Annotated in this window: 21 protein-coding genes and 1 pseudogene; 11 read left to right on the top strand and 11 right to left on the bottom strand. The window is 71.7% G+C overall.

All coding sequences use genetic code 11. The features are described 5' to 3' along the window. Window positions 1-21 precede the first annotated feature (21 nt). Together Vau01_RS05360 and Vau01_RS05355 are read left to right on the top strand one after the other, a co-directional pair. The gene (locus Vau01_RS05360) at window positions 22-651 is read left to right on the top strand and encodes an MBL fold metallo-hydrolase (RefSeq protein ID WP_203987939.1); all 630 of its coding nucleotides are present in this window, start codon (window positions 22-24) and stop codon (window positions 649-651) included. Next, on the top strand, window positions 648-1,583 hold the full coding sequence (locus Vau01_RS05355) for a hypothetical protein (protein ID WP_203987937.1): 936 nt from the start codon (window positions 648-650) through the stop codon (window positions 1,581-1,583). The genes Vau01_RS05360 and Vau01_RS05355 overlap by 4 nt, the downstream gene beginning before the upstream one ends. Here the strand turns inward: Vau01_RS05355 and Vau01_RS05350 are convergent. Continuing rightward, the gene (locus Vau01_RS05350; protein WP_203987934.1) at window positions 1,580-3,796 is read right to left on the bottom strand and encodes a hypothetical protein; all 2,217 of its coding nucleotides are present in this window, start codon (window positions 3,794-3,796) and stop codon (window positions 1,580-1,582) included. The genes Vau01_RS05355 and Vau01_RS05350 overlap by 4 nt on opposite strands. A gap of 86 nt (window positions 3,797-3,882) precedes the next feature. Between Vau01_RS05350 and Vau01_RS05345 the strand changes: the two genes are divergently transcribed. From Vau01_RS05345 to Vau01_RS05335, 3 genes are read left to right on the top strand one after another with little or no spacing between them, the layout of a single operon-like run. Next, on the top strand, window positions 3,883-4,089 hold the full coding sequence (locus tag Vau01_RS05345) for an acyl-CoA carboxylase subunit epsilon (RefSeq protein ID WP_239151325.1): 207 nt from the start codon (window positions 3,883-3,885) through the stop codon (window positions 4,087-4,089). Next, window positions 4,086-4,676 carry a Maf family protein gene (locus tag Vau01_RS05340; RefSeq protein WP_203987930.1) on the top strand — a complete coding sequence of 197 codons (591 nt, stop codon included), beginning with the start codon at window positions 4,086-4,088 and terminating at the stop codon, window positions 4,674-4,676. Before Vau01_RS05345 ends, Vau01_RS05340 begins: the two co-directional genes overlap by 4 nt. A gap of 9 nt (window positions 4,677-4,685) precedes the next feature. Further along, complete coding sequence (locus Vau01_RS05335; RefSeq protein ID WP_203987928.1) at window positions 4,686-5,339, top strand: O-methyltransferase; 654 nt, start codon at window positions 4,686-4,688, stop codon at window positions 5,337-5,339. Here Vau01_RS05335 and Vau01_RS05330 read toward each other — a convergent pair. The 4 genes and pseudogenes from Vau01_RS05330 to Vau01_RS65660 all read right to left on the bottom strand — a co-directional run. After that, a complete protein-coding gene (locus Vau01_RS05330; RefSeq protein WP_203987927.1) occupies window positions 5,317-6,513 on the bottom strand; it encodes an MFS transporter in 1,197 nt (398 codons plus the stop codon). The genes Vau01_RS05335 and Vau01_RS05330 overlap by 23 nt on opposite strands. Before the next feature lie 23 nt (window positions 6,514-6,536). Then, window positions 6,537-7,274 (bottom strand): ABC transporter permease, encoded by a 738-nt coding sequence (locus tag Vau01_RS05325; RefSeq protein ID WP_203987925.1) that lies wholly within the window; start codon window positions 7,272-7,274, stop codon window positions 6,537-6,539. Continuing rightward, window positions 7,271-8,227: an ATP-binding cassette domain-containing protein gene (locus Vau01_RS05320; RefSeq protein WP_203987923.1), complete on the bottom strand. Its 957-nt coding sequence runs from the start codon at window positions 8,225-8,227 to the stop codon at window positions 7,271-7,273. The genes Vau01_RS05325 and Vau01_RS05320 overlap by 4 nt, the downstream gene beginning before the upstream one ends. A gap of 517 nt (window positions 8,228-8,744) precedes the next feature. Continuing rightward, window positions 8,745-8,969 (bottom strand): annotated as a pseudogene (locus tag Vau01_RS65660) (PadR family transcriptional regulator); the annotation flags it as partial. A gap of 145 nt (window positions 8,970-9,114) precedes the next feature. Here Vau01_RS65660 and Vau01_RS05310 point away from each other — a divergent pair. Next, the gene (locus Vau01_RS05310) at window positions 9,115-10,869 is read left to right on the top strand and encodes an acetyl/propionyl/methylcrotonyl-CoA carboxylase subunit alpha (protein WP_203987921.1); all 1,755 of its coding nucleotides are present in this window, start codon (window positions 9,115-9,117) and stop codon (window positions 10,867-10,869) included. Here the strand turns inward: Vau01_RS05310 and Vau01_RS05305 are convergent. The 3 genes from Vau01_RS05305 to Vau01_RS05295 form a co-directional block, all read right to left on the bottom strand. After that, a complete protein-coding gene (locus Vau01_RS05305) occupies window positions 10,862-11,245 on the bottom strand; it encodes a heavy metal-binding domain-containing protein (protein WP_203987918.1) in 384 nt (127 codons plus the stop codon). The genes Vau01_RS05310 and Vau01_RS05305 overlap by 8 nt on opposite strands. Before the next feature lie 37 nt (window positions 11,246-11,282). Then, window positions 11,283-12,467 carry a threonine--tRNA ligase gene (thrS, locus tag Vau01_RS05300; RefSeq protein WP_203987915.1) on the bottom strand — a complete coding sequence of 395 codons (1,185 nt, stop codon included), beginning with the start codon at window positions 12,465-12,467 and terminating at the stop codon, window positions 11,283-11,285. Window positions 12,468-12,674: 207 nt separating this feature from the next. Continuing rightward, a complete protein-coding gene (locus Vau01_RS05295) occupies window positions 12,675-13,619 on the bottom strand; it encodes a GNAT family N-acetyltransferase (RefSeq protein WP_203987914.1) in 945 nt (314 codons plus the stop codon). Window positions 13,620-13,761: 142 nt separating this feature from the next. Between Vau01_RS05295 and Vau01_RS05290 the strand changes: the two genes are divergently transcribed. Both Vau01_RS05290 and Vau01_RS05285 read left to right on the top strand, forming a co-directional pair. Further along, a complete protein-coding gene (locus Vau01_RS05290) occupies window positions 13,762-14,565 on the top strand; it encodes an Fpg/Nei family DNA glycosylase (RefSeq protein ID WP_203987911.1) in 804 nt (267 codons plus the stop codon). Further along, window positions 14,553-15,077: a 2'-5' RNA ligase family protein gene (locus Vau01_RS05285; RefSeq protein ID WP_308440436.1), complete on the top strand. Its 525-nt coding sequence runs from the start codon at window positions 14,553-14,555 to the stop codon at window positions 15,075-15,077. Before Vau01_RS05290 ends, Vau01_RS05285 begins: the two co-directional genes overlap by 13 nt. On the opposite strand, the gene Vau01_RS05280 is transcribed toward Vau01_RS05285, so the two are convergent. Beyond that, window positions 15,074-16,477: an NAD(P)H-quinone dehydrogenase gene (locus Vau01_RS05280; RefSeq protein ID WP_203987908.1), complete on the bottom strand. Its 1,404-nt coding sequence runs from the start codon at window positions 16,475-16,477 to the stop codon at window positions 15,074-15,076. The genes Vau01_RS05285 and Vau01_RS05280 overlap by 4 nt on opposite strands. Window positions 16,478-16,588: 111 nt before the next feature. Here Vau01_RS05280 and Vau01_RS05275 point away from each other — a divergent pair, with 111 nt between their 5' ends. Continuing rightward, the gene (locus Vau01_RS05275; protein WP_203987905.1) at window positions 16,589-17,044 is read left to right on the top strand and encodes a gamma-glutamylcyclotransferase family protein; all 456 of its coding nucleotides are present in this window, start codon (window positions 16,589-16,591) and stop codon (window positions 17,042-17,044) included. On the opposite strand, the gene Vau01_RS05270 is transcribed toward Vau01_RS05275, so the two are convergent. Together Vau01_RS05270 and Vau01_RS05265 are read right to left on the bottom strand one after the other, a co-directional pair. Further along, the gene (locus Vau01_RS05270) at window positions 17,041-17,796 is read right to left on the bottom strand and encodes an SCO6745 family protein (RefSeq protein ID WP_203987903.1); all 756 of its coding nucleotides are present in this window, start codon (window positions 17,794-17,796) and stop codon (window positions 17,041-17,043) included. The two genes, Vau01_RS05275 and Vau01_RS05270, sit on opposite strands and share 4 nt — an antisense overlap. A 72-nt stretch (window positions 17,797-17,868) precedes the next feature. Then, window positions 17,869-19,452, bottom strand: a complete 1,584-nt coding sequence (locus Vau01_RS05265) for an acyl-CoA carboxylase subunit beta (protein ID WP_203987902.1) — start codon at window positions 19,450-19,452, stop codon at window positions 17,869-17,871. Window positions 19,453-19,458: 6 nt separating this feature from the next. Between Vau01_RS05265 and Vau01_RS05260 the strand changes: the two genes are divergently transcribed. Together Vau01_RS05260 and Vau01_RS05255 are read left to right on the top strand one after the other, a co-directional pair. Further along, on the top strand, window positions 19,459-20,271 hold the full coding sequence (locus Vau01_RS05260; RefSeq protein ID WP_373320173.1) for a biotin--[acetyl-CoA-carboxylase] ligase: 813 nt from the start codon (window positions 19,459-19,461) through the stop codon (window positions 20,269-20,271). A gap of 60 nt (window positions 20,272-20,331) precedes the next feature. After that, window positions 20,332-20,868 (top strand): PH domain-containing protein, encoded by a 537-nt coding sequence (locus Vau01_RS05255; protein WP_203987897.1) that lies wholly within the window; start codon window positions 20,332-20,334, stop codon window positions 20,866-20,868. Window positions 20,869-21,048: the final 180 nt, after the last annotated feature.

Genomic DNA, 21,048 nt, shown 5'->3' with positions numbered 1-21,048 from the left:
TGAACCGCGTGGAGGTCACGAATGCGGCTGACCAAGTACTCGCATGCCTGCGTCCGGTTGGAGCGCGACGGCGCGGTGCTGGTGATCGACCCGGGCACGCTGTCCGAACGGACGGCGCTCGACGGTGTCGACGCGGTGCTCGTCACGCACGAGCACTTCGACCATCTCGACGTCGAGGCGCTCACCGAGGCCCGGGAGAAGCGTCCGGACCTGCGGATCTTCACCCATCCCGAGGTGGCGCCGAAGCTCGGCGACCTGGCCGGCGCGGTCACCGAGGTGCAGCCCGGTGACGACTTCGAGGCGGCCGGCTTCGCCGTGCGCACCTACGGGGGACTGCACGCGGTGATCCACTCCGACCTGCCGCGGATCGCCAACGTCGGCTTCTTCATCGAGGGCGTGTACCACCCGGGCGACTCGTACGACGTGCCCACCGACGCCGAGGTGGAGACGCTGCTCGTGCCGGTGTCGGCGCCGTGGTCGAAGCTCGCCGAGGCGGTGGAGTTCGTGCGGCTGGTGGCGCCCGGCCGGGTCCACCCGATCCACGACGGGCTGCTCAACGACGTCGGGCTGAAGGTGTTCGACACCATGATCGGTAACCTGTCCGGCCGCGACTACGTGCGGCTCGGCACCGGGGAGGCCGTCAAGTTGTGACGCTCGACGAGGTCGCCGCCGAGCTCTACGCGCTGCCGCCGGAGGAGTTCACCGCGGCGCGCGGCGAGGCGGTGGCGGCCGCCCGCAAGTCGGGTGACCGCGAGCTGGCCGGCCGGATCGGCGGGCTGCGCCGCCCCACGGTCGGCGCGTGGCTGGTGAACCTGCTGGCCCACCAGCGCCCCGACCTCGTCGGGGAACTGCTGGCGCTGGGCGAGCAGATGCGCTCCGCCCAGCGGAACCTGCGCGGAGACGAGCTGCGCGAGCTCTCCACCCAGCGGCGCGCCATGGTGTCGGCGCTGGCCCGGGAGTCCCGGGCCCTGGCGGTCGCCGCCGGCCGGGGCGTGCGGGCGGTGCTGCCGCTGGGCGAGGTCGAGAACACGTTGACCGCCGCACTGGCCGATCCGGAGGTGGCCGAGGAGGTCCGGCTGGGGCGGCTGGTGAAGCCGATCGAGTACGCGGGGTTCGGCGAGCAGCCGCGTCCCCAGCTCCGGCTGGTCCACGGCGGCGCCGCCACCAAGGACCCGCCCAAAGAGGTTCCGAAGGAAGCTCCCCGCGATTCCGGAAAGCCGGCACCCGCGTCGGCACCGGCGTCGGAGAGCGGCGCCAAAGTGTCCAAACTCGCGGACAAACGGCGGTCCGTTCCCCGTCGGGACGTGGCCGAAGACGCCGAACTCGCGGAGTTTGAACGCCGGGCCGAGGCCGATCACGAGGCCGCGCGGCAGCGCGCCGCCGAGCAGGAGGCGGCCCGCAAGGTGGCCGCCGAACAACGTCGCCGGCAGCAGACCGCGCACCGCGAACTGCTGGCCGCCCGGACCGCGCTCGCCGAGGCCGAGGCCCAACGCGCCGAGGCGGAGAAGGCCGTCCGCGCCGCCAAGCGCCGGGTGGAGCAGGCGCTGGCCGCCGTACAGGCCGCCACCGTCGACCCGGGCTAAAGATCGTCGTCGTCCGCCAGGCCCAGGCGGCGCCGCGCGACCATGACCAGGAGGACGGCCGCGCCGATGCCGATCAGACCGGCACCGATCAGCGCCACCGGCAGCAGCGCGAACGAGTCGACCACGCCCGGCTTCGCCTTGTCGGTACCGCGGCCGCCCATGGCCGTGTAGCCGAGCGTCACGGCGAGTCGGATGTCGCCGGCGGCCGGGTCGGCGGAGGAGTCGGCGTCGGGTGGGCGGACGGCCACGGTGGCCGGTAACGCCAGCGGCGCGTTGCCGGCCGCCGCCTCGTTGACCAGCGACGCGTTGAACGGGCGCTCGGTGTCCTCGCCCAGCCCGACGGTGCAGTTCGTGTCGGCGGTGAAGATCAGCGGCGCGGGCAGGTCGGCCGAGGACTGGTCGCCGGCCGCCAGCACCAGGCGGCCGGTGGAGCCGTCGGTGCACGACACGTCGACCACGATCGGGGCGGCGGCGGTGGCGGAGCCCTCCACCTGCATGTTGATCCGTAGCTCGGCGGCACGCACCGGCTCGTAGGTGGCGGTGCAGTCCACCGTGGGCGTGGCCGCCCGCACGTCGATCGTCAGCGCCCGGGTGTCCGGGCCGCCCGAGGTGCCCGGACTGCAGCCGAGCGAGGTCAGCCGCCAGGCCGAGTCGACGGTGGTCAGCGGCGCCACCGGAATCACGAGGTAGGTGCCGAACGGCAGCGACCCCGGTAGGTCGCCGCTGGCGGCCGCGGCGTCGCCGGCCCGGGTGGTGGTGGCCGACGCCGACCAGCCCGGTTCCGCCGTCGACAGCGGCAGCAGCGCGAACCCGGCCGTGGCCACGGCGCCCTGGGTGATCACCCGCAGGCCGGCGCTGCCCTGCTTGCGCACGAGCCGCAGCACGCAGTCGGTCACCACGCCCGATCCGACCGCGACCTGCACCGCCCGTCCCTGCACGGTGACGGGCGAACCGTTGCAGGTCGCCGCGCCGACGGTCCACAGGTCGGTCTCGGCGGCCGGCGGGTTCACGGTCAGCCGGTACTGGCCGGCCGGGAGGGACCCGAGGTCGGAGCCGGTCGCGACGGCCGCGTTCCCGTCTCCGGTCGGGGTCGCGGAGACGACGCGGAGGCCCGGTGCCGAGCCGCCGCCCGTGCCGCCGGTGCCGGCGCTGGGACTGGACGAGGTGGTGGCGGCCGACGCGACCACGATGCCGAACGTGCCGCCGCCGCCCTCGCTGAGCGCGCGGATGGTGAGCCCGGGCGGTGCGGCCGGCGGGGTGACCGCGTAGGAGCAGGACGCGTTCTCGCCGCCGATCAACGTGATGTCGGCCTGGCCGGTGCCGACGTCGACCACCTGCCGCGACGCCGAACAGCTGACGTCGGCCAGCCGCCACCCGGGCGGAAGCACCGGCCGGAACCGGTAGGTCTGGCCGGACAGCCGCACGAACGACGCCGAGCTGCTGTCGGTCGTCAACTGGAACGAGCCGCTCTGGCTCAGGTTCGACGTGAACGGGACGCGCTGCGCGTACCCGACCGCCTTCGTGGTGCGCAGCTTGACGGCGAGCGTGCCGGTCGGCGCCGCGTTCCGGACGTAGTAGGCGAAGCAGAACACATGCCGGGTGCCCGGCAGGTACCCGATCCACTGCGCGTTGCCGCCGGTGCGGCCGTCGATGGCGCAGCGCAGCACGGCGAACTGGAACCCGTTCGGCACCGGCGCCGCCGGCGTGCCGCCCTGCACCCACAACTCCCGCTTGCCGGCGAGGTTCATCTGGGTCTCGCTGAGCGGGACGGTCACCGCGCCACCGAGTTGACCGGTTCCGGTGCGGCCGACCGCGTCGAGGAGCGGGGTCTCGGCCAGCGTGGTCACCGGGGCGCCGGCCGCGGTGACCGACGACATGGCGCCCTTCTTCTCCCGGCCGCCGCCGAACGTGAAGGTGATCCCGGCCAGCGGCTCACAGCCGCTCTGGTCCTCGACCAGGGGGTCGACCGGGTCGCCGGGCTTGTACGGGCTGTCGCGGCCGGGCCGGCCCGGGCTCTCGCCCCGGTCCTCGCGTACCTGGTTGGCCACGACCTCGGCGTAGGAGCCGCAGCCGCGTGCGGCGAGCGTCACCTGGTAGGTGGTGGCGGCGGACCGGGCGAACGGCTCCGGATCCTCTGCGCGGGCGGGTGCCACCGGGACGGTCAGCCCGACCGTCACCAGCGCGACCGTCGCGGCCAGCCGCCGCGCAATCATAAGATCACCCCGATTCGTCCCTTTTCGAGTATGGCCGTCGGCCGCCTATGCTGGGCGTCGATCGAGACTCGAAAGGGGAACAGCACGTGCTCGAACTGCAGGTTCTCGCTGGTGACCCCAGCGCCGAGGAGATCGCGGCGGTAACGGTGGTGCTGTTGTCGGGTTCCGGTGCCGATGTGGCCGGCGAGGTTCCGGCGCCGGTGTCGCGGTGGCGGGCGAGCGCGATCCCCGGCGCGGCCGGCCGGCCCGGCCCGGGTGCGTGGCGGGCGTCGGCCCTCCCGGCCCAGCGGTGACGCGGCTCGTCCTCGCCTCGGCGAGCCCGGCCCGGAAGGCGTTGCTCACGGCCGCCGGGTTCCGGCCCGAGGTGATCGTCAGCCACGTCGACGAGACGACCGTCGACTCCCCGGACGCGGCCGAACTCAGCGGCACGCTGGCCCGCCTCAAGGCGGAAGCGGTCGCGGCCCGGCTCACCGGGCCCGGTCTGGTGCTCGGCTGCGACTCGGTGCTCGCCTTCGACGGCGAGATCCTGGGCAAGCCCGCGTCACCCGACGAGGCCACCCGCCGCTGGCGGCAGATGCGCGGCCGGCACGGCGTGCTGCACACCGGTCACTGCCTGATCGATCTCGGCACCGGCAAGCGGGCCGCGGCGACGTCGGCCACCACCGTCCACTTCGCCGACGTCACCGACGCCGAGATCGACGCCTACGTGGCGACCGGCGAGCCGCTGCAGGTCGCCGGCGCGTTCACGATCGACGGCCGGGGTGGCCCGTTCGTCGCCCGGATCGAGGGTGACCACGGCACCGTGGTCGGGCTGTCGTTGCCCCTGTTCCGGACCCTGCTCGCCGACCTCGGGACCAGCCTTACCGATCTCTGGGCATAGGGTTCGTTCATGTCCTTCAGAACCCTCAACCTCACCGACGAGCTGCACGCCTACGTCGTCGCGCACAACCCGAACACCGACGAGGTGGCCGGCGCGCTGATCGAGGAGACCCGCCGGGTGCTGCCCGACAACGCCGGGATGCAGATCGCTCCCGAGCAGGCCGGGCTGCTCACGATGCTCACCCGACTGGTCGATGCGAAGGTCGCGGTCGAGGTGGGCACGTTCACCGGTTACTCGGCTCTGTCGATCTCGCGGGGGCTGGCCGACGGCGGCAAGCTGATCTGCTTCGACATCTCCACCGAGTTCACCGACATCGCCCGGCGGTACTGGGACCTGGCCGGCGTCACCGACCGCATCGAGCTGCGGATCGGGCCGGCGCAGAAGGGGCTGGCCGAGCTGCCGGCCGACCCGGTGGTCGACATCGCCTTCATCGACGCCGACAAGTCCAGCTACCCGACGTACTGGGACGAACTGGTGCCCCGGATGCGTCCGGGTGGCCTGCTCGTGATCGACAACGTGCTCCGGCACGGGCGCGTGCTGAACCCGGAGACCACCGACGACCAGGTGATCGTCGGCTTCAACACCATGGTCCGTGACGACCCGCGGGTCGACTCGATCCTGCTTCCGGTGGCCGACGGCATCACGGTCGCCCGGGTGCGCTGAAGGGTTCGCTGATGGGCACCGGGTGCCGCATGAGCCGCAGCACCACTACGGCCGCCGCGGCGAGCAGCAGGTAGACCAGGAGAAACGCCCGGTGGGTGCCCACCTGGTCGGCGGTCCAACCGAGGGCGAGCGGAGCCAGCCCGAATCCGATGGCCATCGCGTACGCGCTGCGCGCGGCGGCGAGGTCGGGCTGGCCGTCGCTGTGGTCGACGGCCAGCGCCACCGCCAGCGGGTAGTGCAGCGAGTTGCCGATCCCGCACACCAGCAGCCCGGCGATCGCCAGCCACGCCGTGGTGGCCAGCCAGAAGATCGTGAACCCGGCCGCGCTCACCGCCAGCGCGACGAGCAGCACCTGCAACGGCAGGAACCGCAGCAGCAGCCGCACACCGGCCAGCCGGCCGAGGAACATCCCGCCGACGATCGCGGCGAGGGCGGCCGTCGCCACCCCGGGCGAGACGTTCGCGTGGCCGCGCAACTCGTCGCCGGCCCACAGGTTCAAGCAGACCTCGACCGAGCCGGTGACGACCATGCTCGTCCAGGCCAGCCAGTACGCCGGTGGCAACCGGCCGGTACCCGGTCGATCGACGGATGCCGCAACGGCGGCGGCCCGCAACGCGTCACCGGAAAACCAACCGACCGCCGCGACCACCGCGATGGCCAGGACCACCGCGGCCAGGCCCGGCCGCCAGCCGAAGCCGGCGGCGACCGCGCCGCCGATGATCAGCGGACTGACCGTGCCGACCCCGGCCGCGACCGCGTTGGCCTCGCTGATCGCGGCCGCGCCGGCTGGGCCGTGATGACCCGACAGCGTCGCGACCACGCCGTTGACCAGGATCGACCCGGCTGTCGCGGCCACGAACACGGCGGCCATCGTGGCCGGGAACGGACGCGCGGCCCACAGCGCGAGGACGCCCACCGCCATCCCCGCGATGCCGGCCCACATGACCCGTGGACGCCCGAACCTCTTGACCAGAAAGGGAAACGCGGCGCCGCCGACCAGTGCCGCGACCGCGAGCGCCGACCCGTGCAGGCTCGCCACCGCGCGGCTGGTGCCCTGCTCGTCGCGCAGCAGGGGCACCACCGGCCCGAACCCGTAGATCCAGTAGCCGAAGATGCCCAACTGCGCGTAGGTGACGAGGGTGAGCCGGTCCCGTTGGAGCTGGAGGCGTTGCACTGGGACCAGGCTATCTTTCCCGCTTATCTGATACTGCGGGCGAACTCACGCGCCGACCAGGTTGCGGCGGCGACCGCGAGGGCACCGACGATCACCAGGGCCTTCCACACGTCCGGGTCGCCCGGGTGGCCGGCGAACAGGGCCCGGGCGGCGTCGACCGCCCACGAGAACGGGTTCCACTGCGCGATCGTCTGCAGCCAGCCCGGGCCCAGGCTCAGCGGCAGCAGGATGCCCGAGAGCAGGAGGAGCGGGATGACGAGGGAGTTCAGCAACGGCGCCAGCGCGTCCTCGCTGCGGACCAGGAGCGCGACCCCGTACGAGAACGCCGAGAAGAGCAGCCCGATCAGGGCCAGCATCGCCATGGCCAGGGCCAGGTCGGTGATCTTCACGTCGAGCCCGAACGGCAGCGCGATCAGCACGAGGATCAGCGCCTGCACCAGCAGCGACACGATGTCGCGCAGGCACCGGCCGAGCAGCAGGGCGAGGCGGCTGACCGGCGTCACCCGCATCCGTTCGAGCACACCGGCGCGCAACTCGGCGATGAGCGCGAACCCGACGAACATCGAGCCGAACATGGCGAGCTGGATCAGCAGGCCGGGCACGAACGCCTCGTAGCCGCCGACCCCTGGCATCCTGTCGAGCAGCGGGCCGAAGAGAAGAAGGAAGCAGAGCGGCTGGAAGATCCCGACGAACACCCAGACCGGGTTGCGGAGGACGAGGACGCATTGGCGGGTGAAGACCAGCCAGGTGTCACGGATCATGATTGGCTCCCTGTATCGCGGAGTGAGCGGCCGGTGCGGGCGAGGAAGACGTCGTCGAGGCTGGGGCGGTGCAGTTCGATCGCGGAGATCGTGGCGCCGGCGGCGTCGACGTGGCGCATGATCTGCGGCATCGCGGTGGCACCCGCGTCGACCACCAGCCGGAGGCCGTTGTCGCCGCTGCGTTCCAGTTCGCGGACGTAGGGCTGGCGCTCCAGGTCGGCGGCGACGGTGGTGGGGTCGTCGGCGAGGTCGAGGGTGACCACGTCGCCGGCCACCTGGCGCTTCAGCTCCGCCGGTGAGTCGACGGCCACGATCGTGCCGTGGTCGATGATCGCCACCCGGTCGCAGAGCGCGTCGGCCTCTTCCAGGTAGTGGGTGGTGAGGAAGATCGTCATGCCCTCGTCGCGGAGGCGGCGCACCTCGTTCCACATGTGCGCGCGGCTCTGCGGGTCGAGCCCGGTGGTGGGCTCGTCGAGGAACACGACGCGGGGCCGGTGGATGACGCCGAGCGCGATGTCGACCCGTCTCCGCTGGCCGCCCGAGTACGTCTTGCAGTGGCGGTCGGCGAACTCGGTGAGCTGGAAGGCGTCGACCGCTTCGTGCGCGCGCCTTCTCGCCTCGGCCGGGCCGATCCCGTAGAGCCGGACCTGGTAGGCGAGCTCCTCGCGGGCCGACACCTCGTCCCAGGTGCCGCCGCCCTGCGCCACGTACCCGATGCGCCGGCGCACCTCGCCCGGCCTTTGACGCAGGTCGATGCCGGCGACCAGCGCGCTGCCGCCGTCGGGGCGGATGAGCGTGGCGAGCATGCGGAGCGTCGTGGTCTTGCCGGCGCCGTTCGGGCCGAGAAACCCGAAGATCTCCCCGTCGCCGACGTCGAGGTCGACCCCGCGCACGGCATCGACGGTCGTACGTCCGCTCCGGAACGACTTGCGCAGGCCGGAGGTCTTGATCATGGAGCACCATCCTTGTCGGGCAAGTGACATCACTATGACGTCATCCTGTTAGCCTGTGACGGTAAGCCCGCGGCGCTGGTTAGTCAAATTTGACTATGAAATTGGGTGCACGACGCCCAGGGATGCGGTGCGGTGAATCGAGCCGGCGCTAGCCGTTCATCTCCTTGCGCCACTCCGTGAACTGGGCCTCCAGGGGCTCACCCGGGTCGCCCTCGTGCTGGCCCTCGCCCGCCTCGATCCGGGCCAGCACCCGCTCGCACCAGGCGATCTCCGCCTCGATCCGCACCGCCGACAACTCCATCAGCCAGCTCACGTGCACCGGTTTCTCGGGCGTCATCTCCCGCATCGCCAGCTGGGACTGGTCGGCGTAGCCGCGCAGCACGGCCATCCGGTTGCGGATCGCCAGCAGGGCCTCCCGCCGGGGCAACGCCGGCAGGAACGACATCGCCGCCAGGAACGGGTCGTTGGGCTGGTGCAGCTCCCACCAGTACTTCCGCAGCAGGCGGTGGAACTCCTCCTGCCCGAACCGGGTGGTGCGGTACATGGTGCGGGCCGGCCGGCCCTCGACCTGTTCGCTGCCGACCTCGTCGAGCAGGCCCTCCTCGGTCATCTTGCGCAGGCCGTGGTAGATCGAGCCGGGCGCCATGTTGGCCCAGTCCTCGACGTTCCAGCTCACCAGCTCGCGGCGCACCTGGTAGCCGTGCACCGGTTCGAGCCAGCGGACTAGGCCCAGGATCACCATGCGCGTCACCGACATGACATCACCCTACCCATTCAATTTTGACTAACGAGTGACGTCACAAGAGCACCGCTTCAAGGTCACAGGGATTTCCCGGGGCGGCGTCACTAGACTCCCGACCAGAAGTGGCCGGGAGGAGCACGTCCGTATGCGTAAGGTACTTGTGGCCAACCGTGGTGAGATCGCGGTGCGGGTGGTGCGGGCGTGTCGAGACGCGGGGCTGAAAAGCGTCGCCGTCTACGCCGACTCCGATCGCGACGCCCCGCACGCCGTGCTCGCCGACGAGGCGTACGCCCTCGACGGTGACACCGCCGCCGACTCGTACCTCCGCATCGACAAGCTCGTAGAGATCGCCAGGAGGGCCGACGCCGACGCGGTGCACCCCGGCTACGGCTTCCTCTCCGAGAACGCCGACTTCGCCCAGGCCGTCATCGACGCGGGCCTCACCTGGATCGGGCCGAGCCCGCAGGCGATCCGCGACCTCGGCGACAAGGTGACCGCCCGGCACATCGCCAAGCGCGCCGGCGCGCCGCTCACCCCGGGCACGAACGACCCGGTCAAGGACGCGGACGAGATCGCGCAGTTCGCCCGGGAACACGGCCTGCCCGTCGCGATCAAGGCGGCGTTCGGCGGGGGCGGGCGCGGGCTCAAGGTCGCCCGCACGATCGAGGAGATCCCCGCCCAGTTCGAGAGCGCCGTCCGTGAGGCGGTCGCCGCCTTCGGCCGGGGCGAATGCTTCGTCGAGCGCTACCTCGACAAGCCCCGCCACGTCGAGGCGCAGGTGCTCGCCGACCAGCACGGCAACGTGATCGTCGTCGGCACCCGCGACTGCTCGCTGCAGCGCCGCCACCAGAAGCTCGTCGAGGAGGCGCCGGCGCCGTTCCTCACCGACGAGCAGCGCGCCACGATCCACGAGTCGGCCAAGGCCATCTGCAGGGAGGCCGGCTACCACGGCGCCGGCACGGTCGAGTACCTCGTCGGCGCCGACGGCACCATCTCGTTTCTGGAGGTCAACACGCGGCTGCAGGTGGAGCACCCGGTCACCGAGGAGACCGCGGGCATCGATCTGGTGCGCGAGCAGTTCCGCATCGCGTCCAATGAAAAGCTCCGCCTCAGCGCCGACCCCGCCCCCCGCGGACATTCGATCGAATTCCGCATCAACGGCGAGGACCCGGGCCGCAACTTCCTGCCGGCGCCCGGCACCGTCACCGCGCTGCGGCTCCCGCAGGGGCCCGGCGTGCGCGTCGACAGCGGCATCGAGGCGGGCAGCGTCATCGGCGGCAACTTCGACTCGCTGCTCGCCAAGCTGATCGTCACGGGCGAGACCCGCGCCGAGGCCATCGAGCGCGCTCGCCGCGCCCTCGATGAAATGGTCGTCGACGGCATGGCCACCGCGCTGCCGTTCCACCGCGCGATCGTCCGCGACGAGGCGTTCACCGCCGAGCCCTTCACGATCCACACCCGCTGGATCGAGACCGAGTTCGAGAACACCATCGAGCCGTTCGTGGGCGCCGCGTCCACCGAGGTCGAGGCGGAAGAACGCACCACCGTCGTGGTCGAGGTGGGTGGAAAGCGGCTCAGCGTGAGCCTTCCCGCCACCTTCGGACGGAGTACGGGCACAGCCGCCGCCGGGACCCGCCGCCCGGCGGGGCGGAGATCGTCGGGCGGCACCCGCGGTGGCGCGGCGGGCGGTGACGCGCTCGTCAGCCCGATGCAGGGCACGATCGTCAAGCTGGTCGTCGCGGAGGGCGACGAGGTGGCCGAGGGCGATCCGGTGGTGGTCCTGGAGGCCATGAAGATGGAGCAGCCGCTCGCCGCGCACAAGGCCGGCGTGGTCACCGGCCTGTCGGCCACGGTCGGCGAGGTGATCACCGCGGGTGCGGTGATCTGCGAGATCAAATGATCTCTTCCTCCGGCAGGCGGTTGCTCTCGGCCTGCATCGCGTCGTACTGGCGCTGAGCCTCGGGTGTCACCGGCACCGCCACCACGGCGGTGCCGTACGCGACGATCTCCACCCACATGCTGGTGATGTCGCGGTTGTCGAAGCGCATGCCGAGGATCGCGTTGGCGCCCCGGCGGCGGGCGGCGACCATCATCTGCTCGATGGCCCGGGCCCGGGTCTGCACGAGCACGTGGGCCATGTCGCCGCGCTCGCCGGTGGCGGGCGAGCGGATACCGGCGGCGTACGGGTTCCGGGTGGACGCGGTGACGCCGAGCACCTCACCGAGCACCACCCGCACGTCGTACCCGGGCAGGCTGTCCGTCGTCACAACGAGCACGTCGTGAGCCTAAGGCGGACAGCCCGCCCGCGCTCGATCACCCCTTGAGTGGTACCTCGCAGGAGTCGACCAGTATCTCCAGGGCCACGTCGGCGGGCTGCGCGGCGCGTCCCCTGATCGCGACCGCACCGGCGCCGGCCTCCTGTTCACCGATCACCGCGACGTGCGGGACCCGCCGCTCGGCCGCCTGCCGCACCCGCAGCCCGAGCGACCCGTGTGCTCGGCACTCGGCCCGCAGGCCGCGGGCGAGCGCCCGGTCGGCAAACTCCCGGGCGGCGCCGACCTGGCGGTCGTGCACCGGCAGCACGACGACCTGCACCGGCGCGCACCAGTCCGGCAGCCAGCCGTTGTGGATCTCCAGCAGGTGCGCGACCAGCCGCTCCATGCTGCCGAGCAGGCTCCGGTGGATGATCACCGGCCGTTGCTCCCGCTGCTCACTGTCCACGTAGGACAGCCCGAACCGCTCCGGCTGGAAGTAGTCGATCTGCACGGTCGACAGGGTCTGCTCGCGACCGGCCGGGTCGGCGATCTGCACATCGATCTTGGGCCCGTAGAACGCGGCCTCGCCCGGCGCCTCCTCGTACGGGAGGTCTCCCAGTCCCTGCCGCAACATGTCGGCGGCCTTCAGCCAGCCGTCGTGCGCCGCGTACTTCTCGTTGCCGTCGCTCGGCAACGACAGCCGGTACCGCAGCGGCCGCATCCGCACCGCCTCGTGGGCCCGGTGCATCAGCCGGAAGACCCGCCTGACCTCGTCGACCGCCTGTTCCTCCGAGCAGAAGATGTGGGCGTCGTTCAACGAGACGGCCCGCACCCGCGACAGTCCACCGAGGACGCCCGAGCGCTCCTCCCGGTACATCGGGCCGATCTCGGCCACCCGCAACGGCAGGTCGCGGTACGACCGGCCGCGGCTGGCGAACACCATCGCGTGGTGCGGGCACAGGCTGGGCCGCAGGAACAGTTCGGCACCGCCGTCGGGCATCGGCGGAAACATGTCGTCGTGGTAGTGGGCCAGGTGCCCGGATTTCTCGAACATCTCGCGGCGTCCCAACGGCGGCGAGTACACGTGCCGGTAGCCGTTGCGCCGTTCGAGCTCCCGGAGATACTCCTCGATGGCCCGCCGAACGGCGGCGCCGTCGGGCAGCCAGATCGGCAGGCCCGCGCCGACGAGCGGGTCGGAGTGGAAGTAGTCGAGTTCGCGGCCGAGCCGCCGATGGTCGATCATGTCGGTTCTCCCTGTGGATGGTCGGGGCTCCTCCACAGGGCGCGCAGACGACGAGACCCCGGGGTTCGCCCCGGGGTCTCGGATGGTCTGAGGTGCTACATGCTCAGCCGTGATGACGCCGGTGACGGACCGGCGTCGTCGTGGATCGGCTGATGCGCATGGCACCAAGCCTACGGCGCGCCGGCCCGCTTCCAGAATGCGTTTTCGTCAGGAGAAGACCATGAAGCGGCCGCTCACCTCGTAGTTGCAGCGCGCGAACGACGCCGCCATCGGGGCGTTGCCCACGTCGGTGCCGTCGAACACCTCCGGCTCACCGGCCGCCGTGAAGATGTGCAGTGCCTCGATCACCAGGTCGTCGCTGTACCGGTTGCCCCGGTGCTCCGGCACGACACCGAGGTAGCCGATGGTGGCGCCCAGCGTGTTGCGGGTGCCCAGCACGATCCCGGCAGCGGCCCCGTCGGGCGTGCGGGCCAGCCGCCAATGGTCCCAACCGGTGCCGCCGGGCATCTCCATCAGCTCCTCGATGGTCACCTCGACGGCGCGGGCCAGCCCGTACCGCTCGACGTCGCGGCGGGCGTACGCGTCGAGCGAATCGGTACAGATCCGGCCGAGCACGTCGCGGGTGGTGTCGGGGTCGTCGGCCGCCGGCGTGAACCGCAGGCGTCCCGGACGGGGTGGCAGCCCGAACTCCGGAATCCACCGGACGTTCAACCGCTCCACGAACAGGTTCAGCCCGGCCTTCTCGGCGGCGGCCCGGCGATCGGCGACGTCCCGGCGGGCCGCCGGCAGGTCACGCCACGCGGCCGGCATCTGGAGGATGTAGTCGGGCCGGCCGGTAGCCGGCGCCAGCGCGGCGTACGCGGCTCCGATCAGGGCCGCGCCGACCTCGACCCGGTCGGGCCCGGTGCCCGGATCGAACCGGATCATGCTCCACGGGTGGGCGGCGTTCTCTGGCCCCCAGAACGCGGCGCGGGCCACGATCGACGAGCCGCGTTCGGCGACCCACAGCCATTCGGGCCGGTAGAGGCCGGCGGCCAACTCGTCGTCGACGGTGCGCCGGCGCTCGCCGACACCCGAGGCCGACGCCGGGCCGAAGCCGGTGAACAGGGAAGTTTCGCCCGCGGTGAGCGGATGGAAGGTGGTACGGGACACGCGTTCTCCTCAACGGAGTGGGCGTGCTCGCCTTTCCCGCGTCAGCTTTCCTGCATTGGCGGGAGGGAGCACGGCACCGGACGGGTGGACATCGGCTCACCTCCCTTCATCGGCCGGGGCACCGCAACGGCATCATTGGCGGGTGCCAGAGGGACATACTATTCACCGCCTCGCCACCCGGCACCGCGATTTGTTCGTGGGGCGGCGGGTGCGGGTCAGCAGCCCACAGGGACGGTTCGCCGACGGGGCGACGGCCATCGACCGGAAGGTGCTCACGGGCACGTCGGCGGTCGGCAAGCACCTGCTGCACCACTACGGTGACCTGGCGGTGCACGTCCACCTCGGGTTGTACGGGAAGTTCACCGACGGCACGGGCCGGCCGCCGCCGATCGTCGGCGAGGTGCGGCTGCGGATGGTGGGCAACCGGCGCTGGCTCGACCTGCGCGGCCCGGCCGCCTGCGAGGTGCTCGACCCGATGGGCGTCGACCTGCTCAAGGGACGCCTCGGCCCCGACCCGTTGAACGACGACAGCGACCCCGACCGGGCCTACGAACGGATCCGTCGCAGCAGCAAGGCGATCGCGGCCGTGCTGCTCGATCAGTCCGTGGTCGCCGGCGGCGGGCTCATCTTCGTCCTGGAAACGCTTTTCCGGGCGGGGATCCGGCCCACCGCCCCCGCGCGGACCCTGACCCCGGCGGCCTGGGGTCCACTGTGGACGGACCTGGGTGCGCTGATGCGCGAGGCCGTGGTCAACGGCCGGATCGACACCGTCCACAGTGCACACACGCCGGAGGCGATGAACCGGCCGCCGCGCGTCGACCGCCACGGCGGCGAGGTGTACGTGTACCGCCGGGCCGGGCAGCCGTGCCTCATCTGCGGAACGCCGGTGTCGACCGGTACCCTCGCCGGCCGGAACTCGTACTGGTGTGAGGAGTGTCAGCGCTAGTGGTCGCCGCCCTGGAGTTGTACTTCGACCACGTCGCCGAGCGGCGCATGCGGGTGCTGTGGGACGCGCTGGAGACCGACGGCGTGCCGACCATGCGCGGCCTCCTCGACGGCAAGCACCGTCCGCACCTGTCGCTGGTGGGTTCGACCGCGCTCGATCCGGCCGTGGTGCGCGACGCGCTGGAAGGCTTCGACATCGCGCCACCCCTGAAGTTGTCGTTCCAGTTCGCCGGCGTCTTCGTCGGGCGGGTGCTGTGGCTCGGGCCGGCGCCCAGCGTCTCCCTGCTCGGGCACCAGGCGGAGGTCTGGCGGCGGCTGGCCGTCGCGGGCGTCGCGATGTCGCCGTTGTACGCGCCGGGAGCGTGGGTGCCGCACGCCACCGTGTCGATGCGGGTGCCGCGACCGGTGCTCACCGAGGCGCTGCGCCGGTGCATCGAGACGCTGCCGATCGAGGCGACCTGTACCGGTGCGGCCGTGGCCGACCACGCGAAGGGGATCTACACGCCCCTTTAGCTGATCTCGTGCAGCATGAGCTGGCGGGCGGCCTCCGCGATCGACCCCGACACGCTCGGGTAGATCGTGATCGTGTGGGCCAACTCGTCGACCGTGAGCCGGTTCTCCACCGCCATCGTGATCGGCAGGATGAGCTCGCTCGCCTTCGGCGCCACCACCACGCCGCCGATCACCTGACCGGTGGCCGGCCGGCAGAACAGCTTCACGAACCCGTCGCGCAGGCCCATCATCTTGGCCCGGGCGTTGCCGGCGAGCGGCAGCATCACGGTGCGCGCCGGCACCTTGCCGCTGTCGACGTCCTTCTGCGTCGCGCCGACACTTGCCAGTTCGGGGTCGGTGAACACGTTGGCCGAAACGGTGTTCAGCTTCAGCGGCGCCACCGCCTCGCCCAGCGCGTGCCACATCGCGATGCGCCCCTGCATGGCGGCGACGCTGGCCAGCGGCAGCACGCCGGTGCAGTCGCCGGCGGCGTAGACGCCGGGGACGTTGGTGCGCGACACCCGGTCGACCGTCAGGAACCCGCCGTCGCCGACGTTGACGCCGTACTCGGCGAGCCCGAGGCCGTCGGTGTTCGGCACCGACCCCACCGCCATGAGGACGTGCGAGCCGGTGACCGTGCGGCCGTCGGCCAGTTCCACCACCACGCCGTCGGCCGTTCGTTTCGCGGCGGCCGCCCGGCTGCGGCCGAGGATCGTCATGCCGCGCTCGCTGAACACCCGCTCGATGGCCCGGGCGGCGTCGGGATCCTCGTGCGGCATGACCCGCTCGCGGCTCGACACGAGCGTCACCGCCACGCCCATCGCCAGGTAGGCGGACGCGAACTCGGCTCCGGTGACGCCGGACCCGACCACGATCAGGTGCTCGGGAAGCTCGCTGAGGTCGTAGACCTGCCGCCAGTCGAGGATGCGGTCGCCGTCGGGCGCGGCGGTGGGGAGGACGCGCGGCGTCGCGCCGGTCGCGATCAGGACGGCATCGGCGTCAATCGAATACTGTGAGTCACCGTCGCGCGGGGACACCTCGACCCGGTGGGTGTGACCCAGCGTGTCCTTGCCGAGCCGGGCGTGTCCGGTGACGAGATTCACTCCCGCCTTGATCAACTTGGTGCCGATGTCGCTCGACTGCGCCGCCGCGAGCGTCTTCACCCGCCGGTGTACCGCCTTCGCGTCGACGGTGACCGCCTCCAGGCCGCCCGAGCGGACCCCGAACTGCTCGGTGTCGCGGTACGCGGTGACCACGTCGGAACTGGCGATGAACGTCTTCGACGGCACGCAGTCGTGAAGCACACATGCCCCACCTGGACCTTCCGCCTCGACGACCGTGACGTCGGCGCCCAACTGGGCGGCCACGAGCGCCGCCTCGTAGCCGGCCGGCCCCCCGCCGATGATGACGACCCGATTCACCGCTGCACCCCCTCCGAGGACTACCTACCCAACGCTACGGCGGGACAAGTCAGAATCCGACACGCGCGGCAGTATTCTCCCGTATGGCCCCGCCCGGCTATCGTCATCGCCGTGCGTCTTTACGCTGCGTACGGTTCGAACCTCGACCCTGGGCGAATGCAGGCCTACTGTCCGCGCTCGCCCATGACCGGTATCGGTTGGTTGGAAGGGTGGCGCCTGACCTTCGCCGGTGATACCGAGCTCGGGTGGGAGGGATCCGTCACCACGATCGTGGAGGCGGAGGGCGAGCGGGTCTTCGTCGCCCTGTACGACGTCCATCCCCTCGACGAGAAGCAGCTCGACGAGGTCGAGGGCATCTCCGGTGAGACGTACCGCAAGCTGCACGTGCGGGTGGCGACCCTGGAGGGTGACGTCACCGCGTGGGTGTACGTCTACAACGGCTACGAGGGCGGCCTGCCGACCGCGTGGTACCTGGCCGAGATCGCCGCCGCGGCGGAGAAGGCCGGCGCACCGGTCGACTACGTCACCACCCTGCGCGAGCACCCCACGAGCACCCCGTCGCCCTAGACGGGCACCGGCTCCGTCTCCTGCAGCATCTTCGACGCGGTCTCCAGCAGCTCGACCAGTTCCTGGCGCTCGGGCGGATCGAGCACCCGGTACGCCTCGCCGGCGATGCGGTCGGTGAGCGCCTCCGCCCAGGCCCGGCGCCGCATCAGCGGCTCCACGGCCGGGTACGGCGGCTGCCAGCCGAACGCGGTGGCGCCCGACTCCTTCTCCGGGCCGGCGATGATCGCCTCCAGCGGCGTGAGATTGCTGGCCCGGATCGCCAGCAGGTGCGCGGCGCCGCGGTGCTCGCGCAGCAGGTGCGCCAGCACCGCCGCCCGGGCGCCGGGGGCGTCGTCGGGCACCGGCATCGCCCGCCAGGCGGCGAAGAGCGGCAGGCCGGCCGCCTCGGCCGAGACGACCACCCGCTCGGTGAGCTCCACCATGCGTTCCAGGGCGAAGAACGTGGTCAGGTGCTCGCGCCCCCAGCGGCAGCACTCCGCGAGGTTGTGGGCCGCGATCTCCAGCGGCGGGGCCACCTTGCGGGCGGCCTCCCACCCGTCGTGGACGGCCTCGGGCGCGATGAACCCGAGCACCCCGGCCACGGTGTCGGCCCGGACGTCGCCCAGGGCACCACCTCGACCGGCCACGTAGAAGGCCCAGCCGGTGAGGCCGAGCTGCCGGGCCCGTCGCATGGTGCGGGGGTCGTGGCTGAACGCCCCGCCGAGTTTGAGGATCGCGCGCTTACCGGCTGCCGCCGCCTGCTCCGGTGTCACGGATCCTGATTCTGCCCCGGTGCGCCGTTCCGTACCACCCGTCCAGTTACGGATCGACACCTATTGAGCACTCTAGAGTGGGATGTTGCCGTGCTTCTTCGGCGGCAGCGTCTCCCGCTTGGTGCGGAGCATCCGCAGCCCACGCACGATCTCGGCCCGCGTCTCCGACGGTTTGATCACGCTGTCGACGTAGCCGCGCTCGGCGGCCACGTACGGGTTGGCCAGCGTGTCCTCGTACTCGCGGATCTTCTCCGCCCGCAGGGCCACCGGATCGTCGGCGTCGCGGAGTTCGGCGCGGTAGAGGATGTTGACCGCGCCCTGTGCGCCCATCACCGCGATCTGGGCCGTCGGCCAGGCGAAGTTCAGGTCGGCGCCGAGGTGCTTGGAACCCATGACGTCGTACGCACCGCCGTACGCCTTGCGGGTGATCACGGTCAGCTTGGGCACCGTGGCCTCGCCGTAGGCGTAGATGAGCTTGGCGCCGCGGCGGATGATGCCCTCCCACTCCTGGCCGGTGCCGGGGAGGAAGCCGGGCACGTCGACGAACGTGAGCAGCGGGATGTTGAACGCGTCGCAGGTGCGCACGAACCGGGCCGCCTTCTCGGAGGCGTCGATGTCGAGGCAGCCGGCCAGCACCATGGGCTGGTTGGCGACGACGCCCACCGGCCGGCCCTCGACCCGGCCGAACCCGACCACGATGTTCCCCGCGAACAGCGGCATGACCTCCAGGAACTCGCCCTCGTCGAGGACCGCCTCGATCACGGTGTGGATGTCGTAGGGCTGGTTGGCCGAGTCGGGGATGAGGGAGTCGAGCGCACGGTCCGTCTCCGAAACGGACAAATCGGAGGGCGACTCGAAGACGGGGGGTTCGTCGAGATTGTTCGACGGCAGGTAGGAGAGGAGCGCCTTCACGTACTCGATCGCGTCCTCCTCGTCGGAGGCCAGATAGTGCGCGTTGCCGCTCTTCGTGTTGTGCGTGCGGGCGCCGCCGAGGTCCTCGAACGTCACGTCCTCGCCGGTGACCGTCTTGATCACGTCGGGGCCGGTGATGAACATGTGCGACGTCTGGTCGACCATCACGGTGAAGTCGGTGATCGCGGGGGAGTAGACCGCGCCGCCCGCACACGGTCCCATCACGACCGACACCTGCGGGATCACGCCGCTGGCCCGGACGTTCCGGAAGAAGATCTCCGCGTACAGGCCGAGCGAGACGACACCCTCCTGGATGCGCGCGCCGCCCGAGTCGTTCAGCCCGATCACCGGGCATCCGGTCTTCATCGCCAGGTCCATGACCTTGACGATCTTCTCGCCGAACACCTCGCCGAGGCTGCCGCCGAAAATCGTGAAGTCCTGCGAGAACACGCAGACCGGGCGACCATCGACGGTGCCGTACCCGGTGACCACGCCGTCGCCGTAGGGCCGCGTCGCATCGATGCCGAACGCGGTGGCCCGGTGCCGGGCGAACGCGTCGACCTCGACGAACGAGTCCTTGTCGAGCAGCATGTCGATCCGCTCCCGGGCGGTCTTCTTCCCCCGGGCGTGCTGCTTCTCGACCGCTCGCGCCGAACCGGCGTGCACCGCCTCGTCCAGCTTCCGCTCGAGGTCGGCGACCTTTCCCGCGGTGGTGTGGATGTCCGGAACGGCGTCAGCGCTCATGCCCGGATGTTAGTCGGGCAGGATTGCCCCGTGACCGGTCCCTACACCGACCTCGGGCGGCCGCCGCTGAACGCCGCGGCCCTTCGGCGTGCTCTCGTGGTCCCCGATGGTCTTTACACCGATCTGCGGGTGACCCCCGAGACGGCCTCGACCAACGCGGACGTCGCCGCCGCGGCCCGCGCGGGCGCCGCCGAGGGCCTGGTGATCACGGCGGAGCGCCAGGTCGCGGGCCGGGGCCGGCTGGGCCGCGGGTGGTCCATGCCGCCCCGGGCCGGCATCGCCGTCTCGGTGCTGCTGCGACCGGACGCGGTGAGCGGCTGGCTTCCGCTCCTGGTCGGCGTCGCCGCGGTGGAGGCCGTACGGCGCGTGGCGGAGGTCGACGCGGTGCTCAAGTGGCCCAACGACGTGCTGGTCGGCGGCCGCAAGCTCGGCGGGATCCTGGTGGAGGTGCACGACGGCGCCGTGGTGGCCGGCGTGGGCCTGAACGTGTCGTTGCGCGACGACGAGCTACCCGTGCCGGCCGCGACCTCGCTGACGCTGGCCGGCGCCGCGAACGCCGACCGCGACCCGCTGCTGCGGGCGCTGCTGCGCCGCCTGGCCGACGGGTACACGCGCTGGCGCGACGCGGGCGGCGATCCGGTCGCGAGCGGCCTGCGCGAGACGTACCTGGTGCACTGCGCCACGCTGGGCCGCGAGGTGCGCCTCGACCTGCCCGGCAACCGCTCGGTGACCGGCACCGCCACCGACGTCGACAGCTCCGGCCGCATCGTGGTCGACGGAGCCCCGTACGCCGCCGCCGACGTGATTCACCTGCGTTGACGCGGCCCGTGTGACGCGTGGTGACACTGTGACGGCTGTGCAGGCGCTAGCCTGGCCGCCGTGGGCTTCCCCGAAAGTGTTCTCACCAGCGACGAAGAGGTCGTGCTGCACCTGCGTCCGCACTGGCGGCGGCTGGTGGCACCGGTCGGCTGGGTCCTGCTCGTGCTGGCCGCGGTGATCGGCGGATTCGTGATCTGGGGTGGCAGCGGCGCGCTGGTGCTCGGCGTGCTCGGCCTCGGCCTGCTCCTGTGGGTGGCCGTGTGGCCGTACCTGGAGTGGCGCACGACACACTATGTCTTCACCACCGAACGGGTGCTGACCCGCGAGGGCGTGCTGGCCCGCCGCGGTCGTGACATCCCGCTGGCCCGCATCAACGACGTATCGTTCTCGCACTCCCTGCTGGAGCGGATGCTCGGCTCGGGAACGCTGACCGTCGAGTCCGCCGGCGAACGCGGCCAACTGGTCCTCGCCGACCTGCCGCGGGTCGAGCAAACCCAGACGGTCCTCTACGAGCTGGTGGAGGCCGACCGCGTCCGCCCCACCGCGGAGGATGACGCCCCAGCCCAGAAACGCCCCCCACCCCCCGGGCCCCGTTGATCTTGCAGTTGTGCACGGCCCAAAGCGGACCTAACCACCACAAAAAGGCGAGCACAACTGCAAGATCGACTGCTGCCTGGGGCGCGGGCCGGGGCGCCGAGGACGCGGGGGCGCCGAGGACGCGGGGGCGCCGAGGACGCGGGGGCGCCGAGGACGCGGGGGCGCCGAGGACGCGGGGGC

Source organism: Virgisporangium aurantiacum (assembly GCF_016863635.1).
GTDB lineage: Bacteria > Actinomycetota > Actinomycetes > Mycobacteriales > Micromonosporaceae > Virgisporangium > Virgisporangium aurantiacum.
This window is presented reverse-complemented; position numbering and strand designations above follow the sequence as displayed.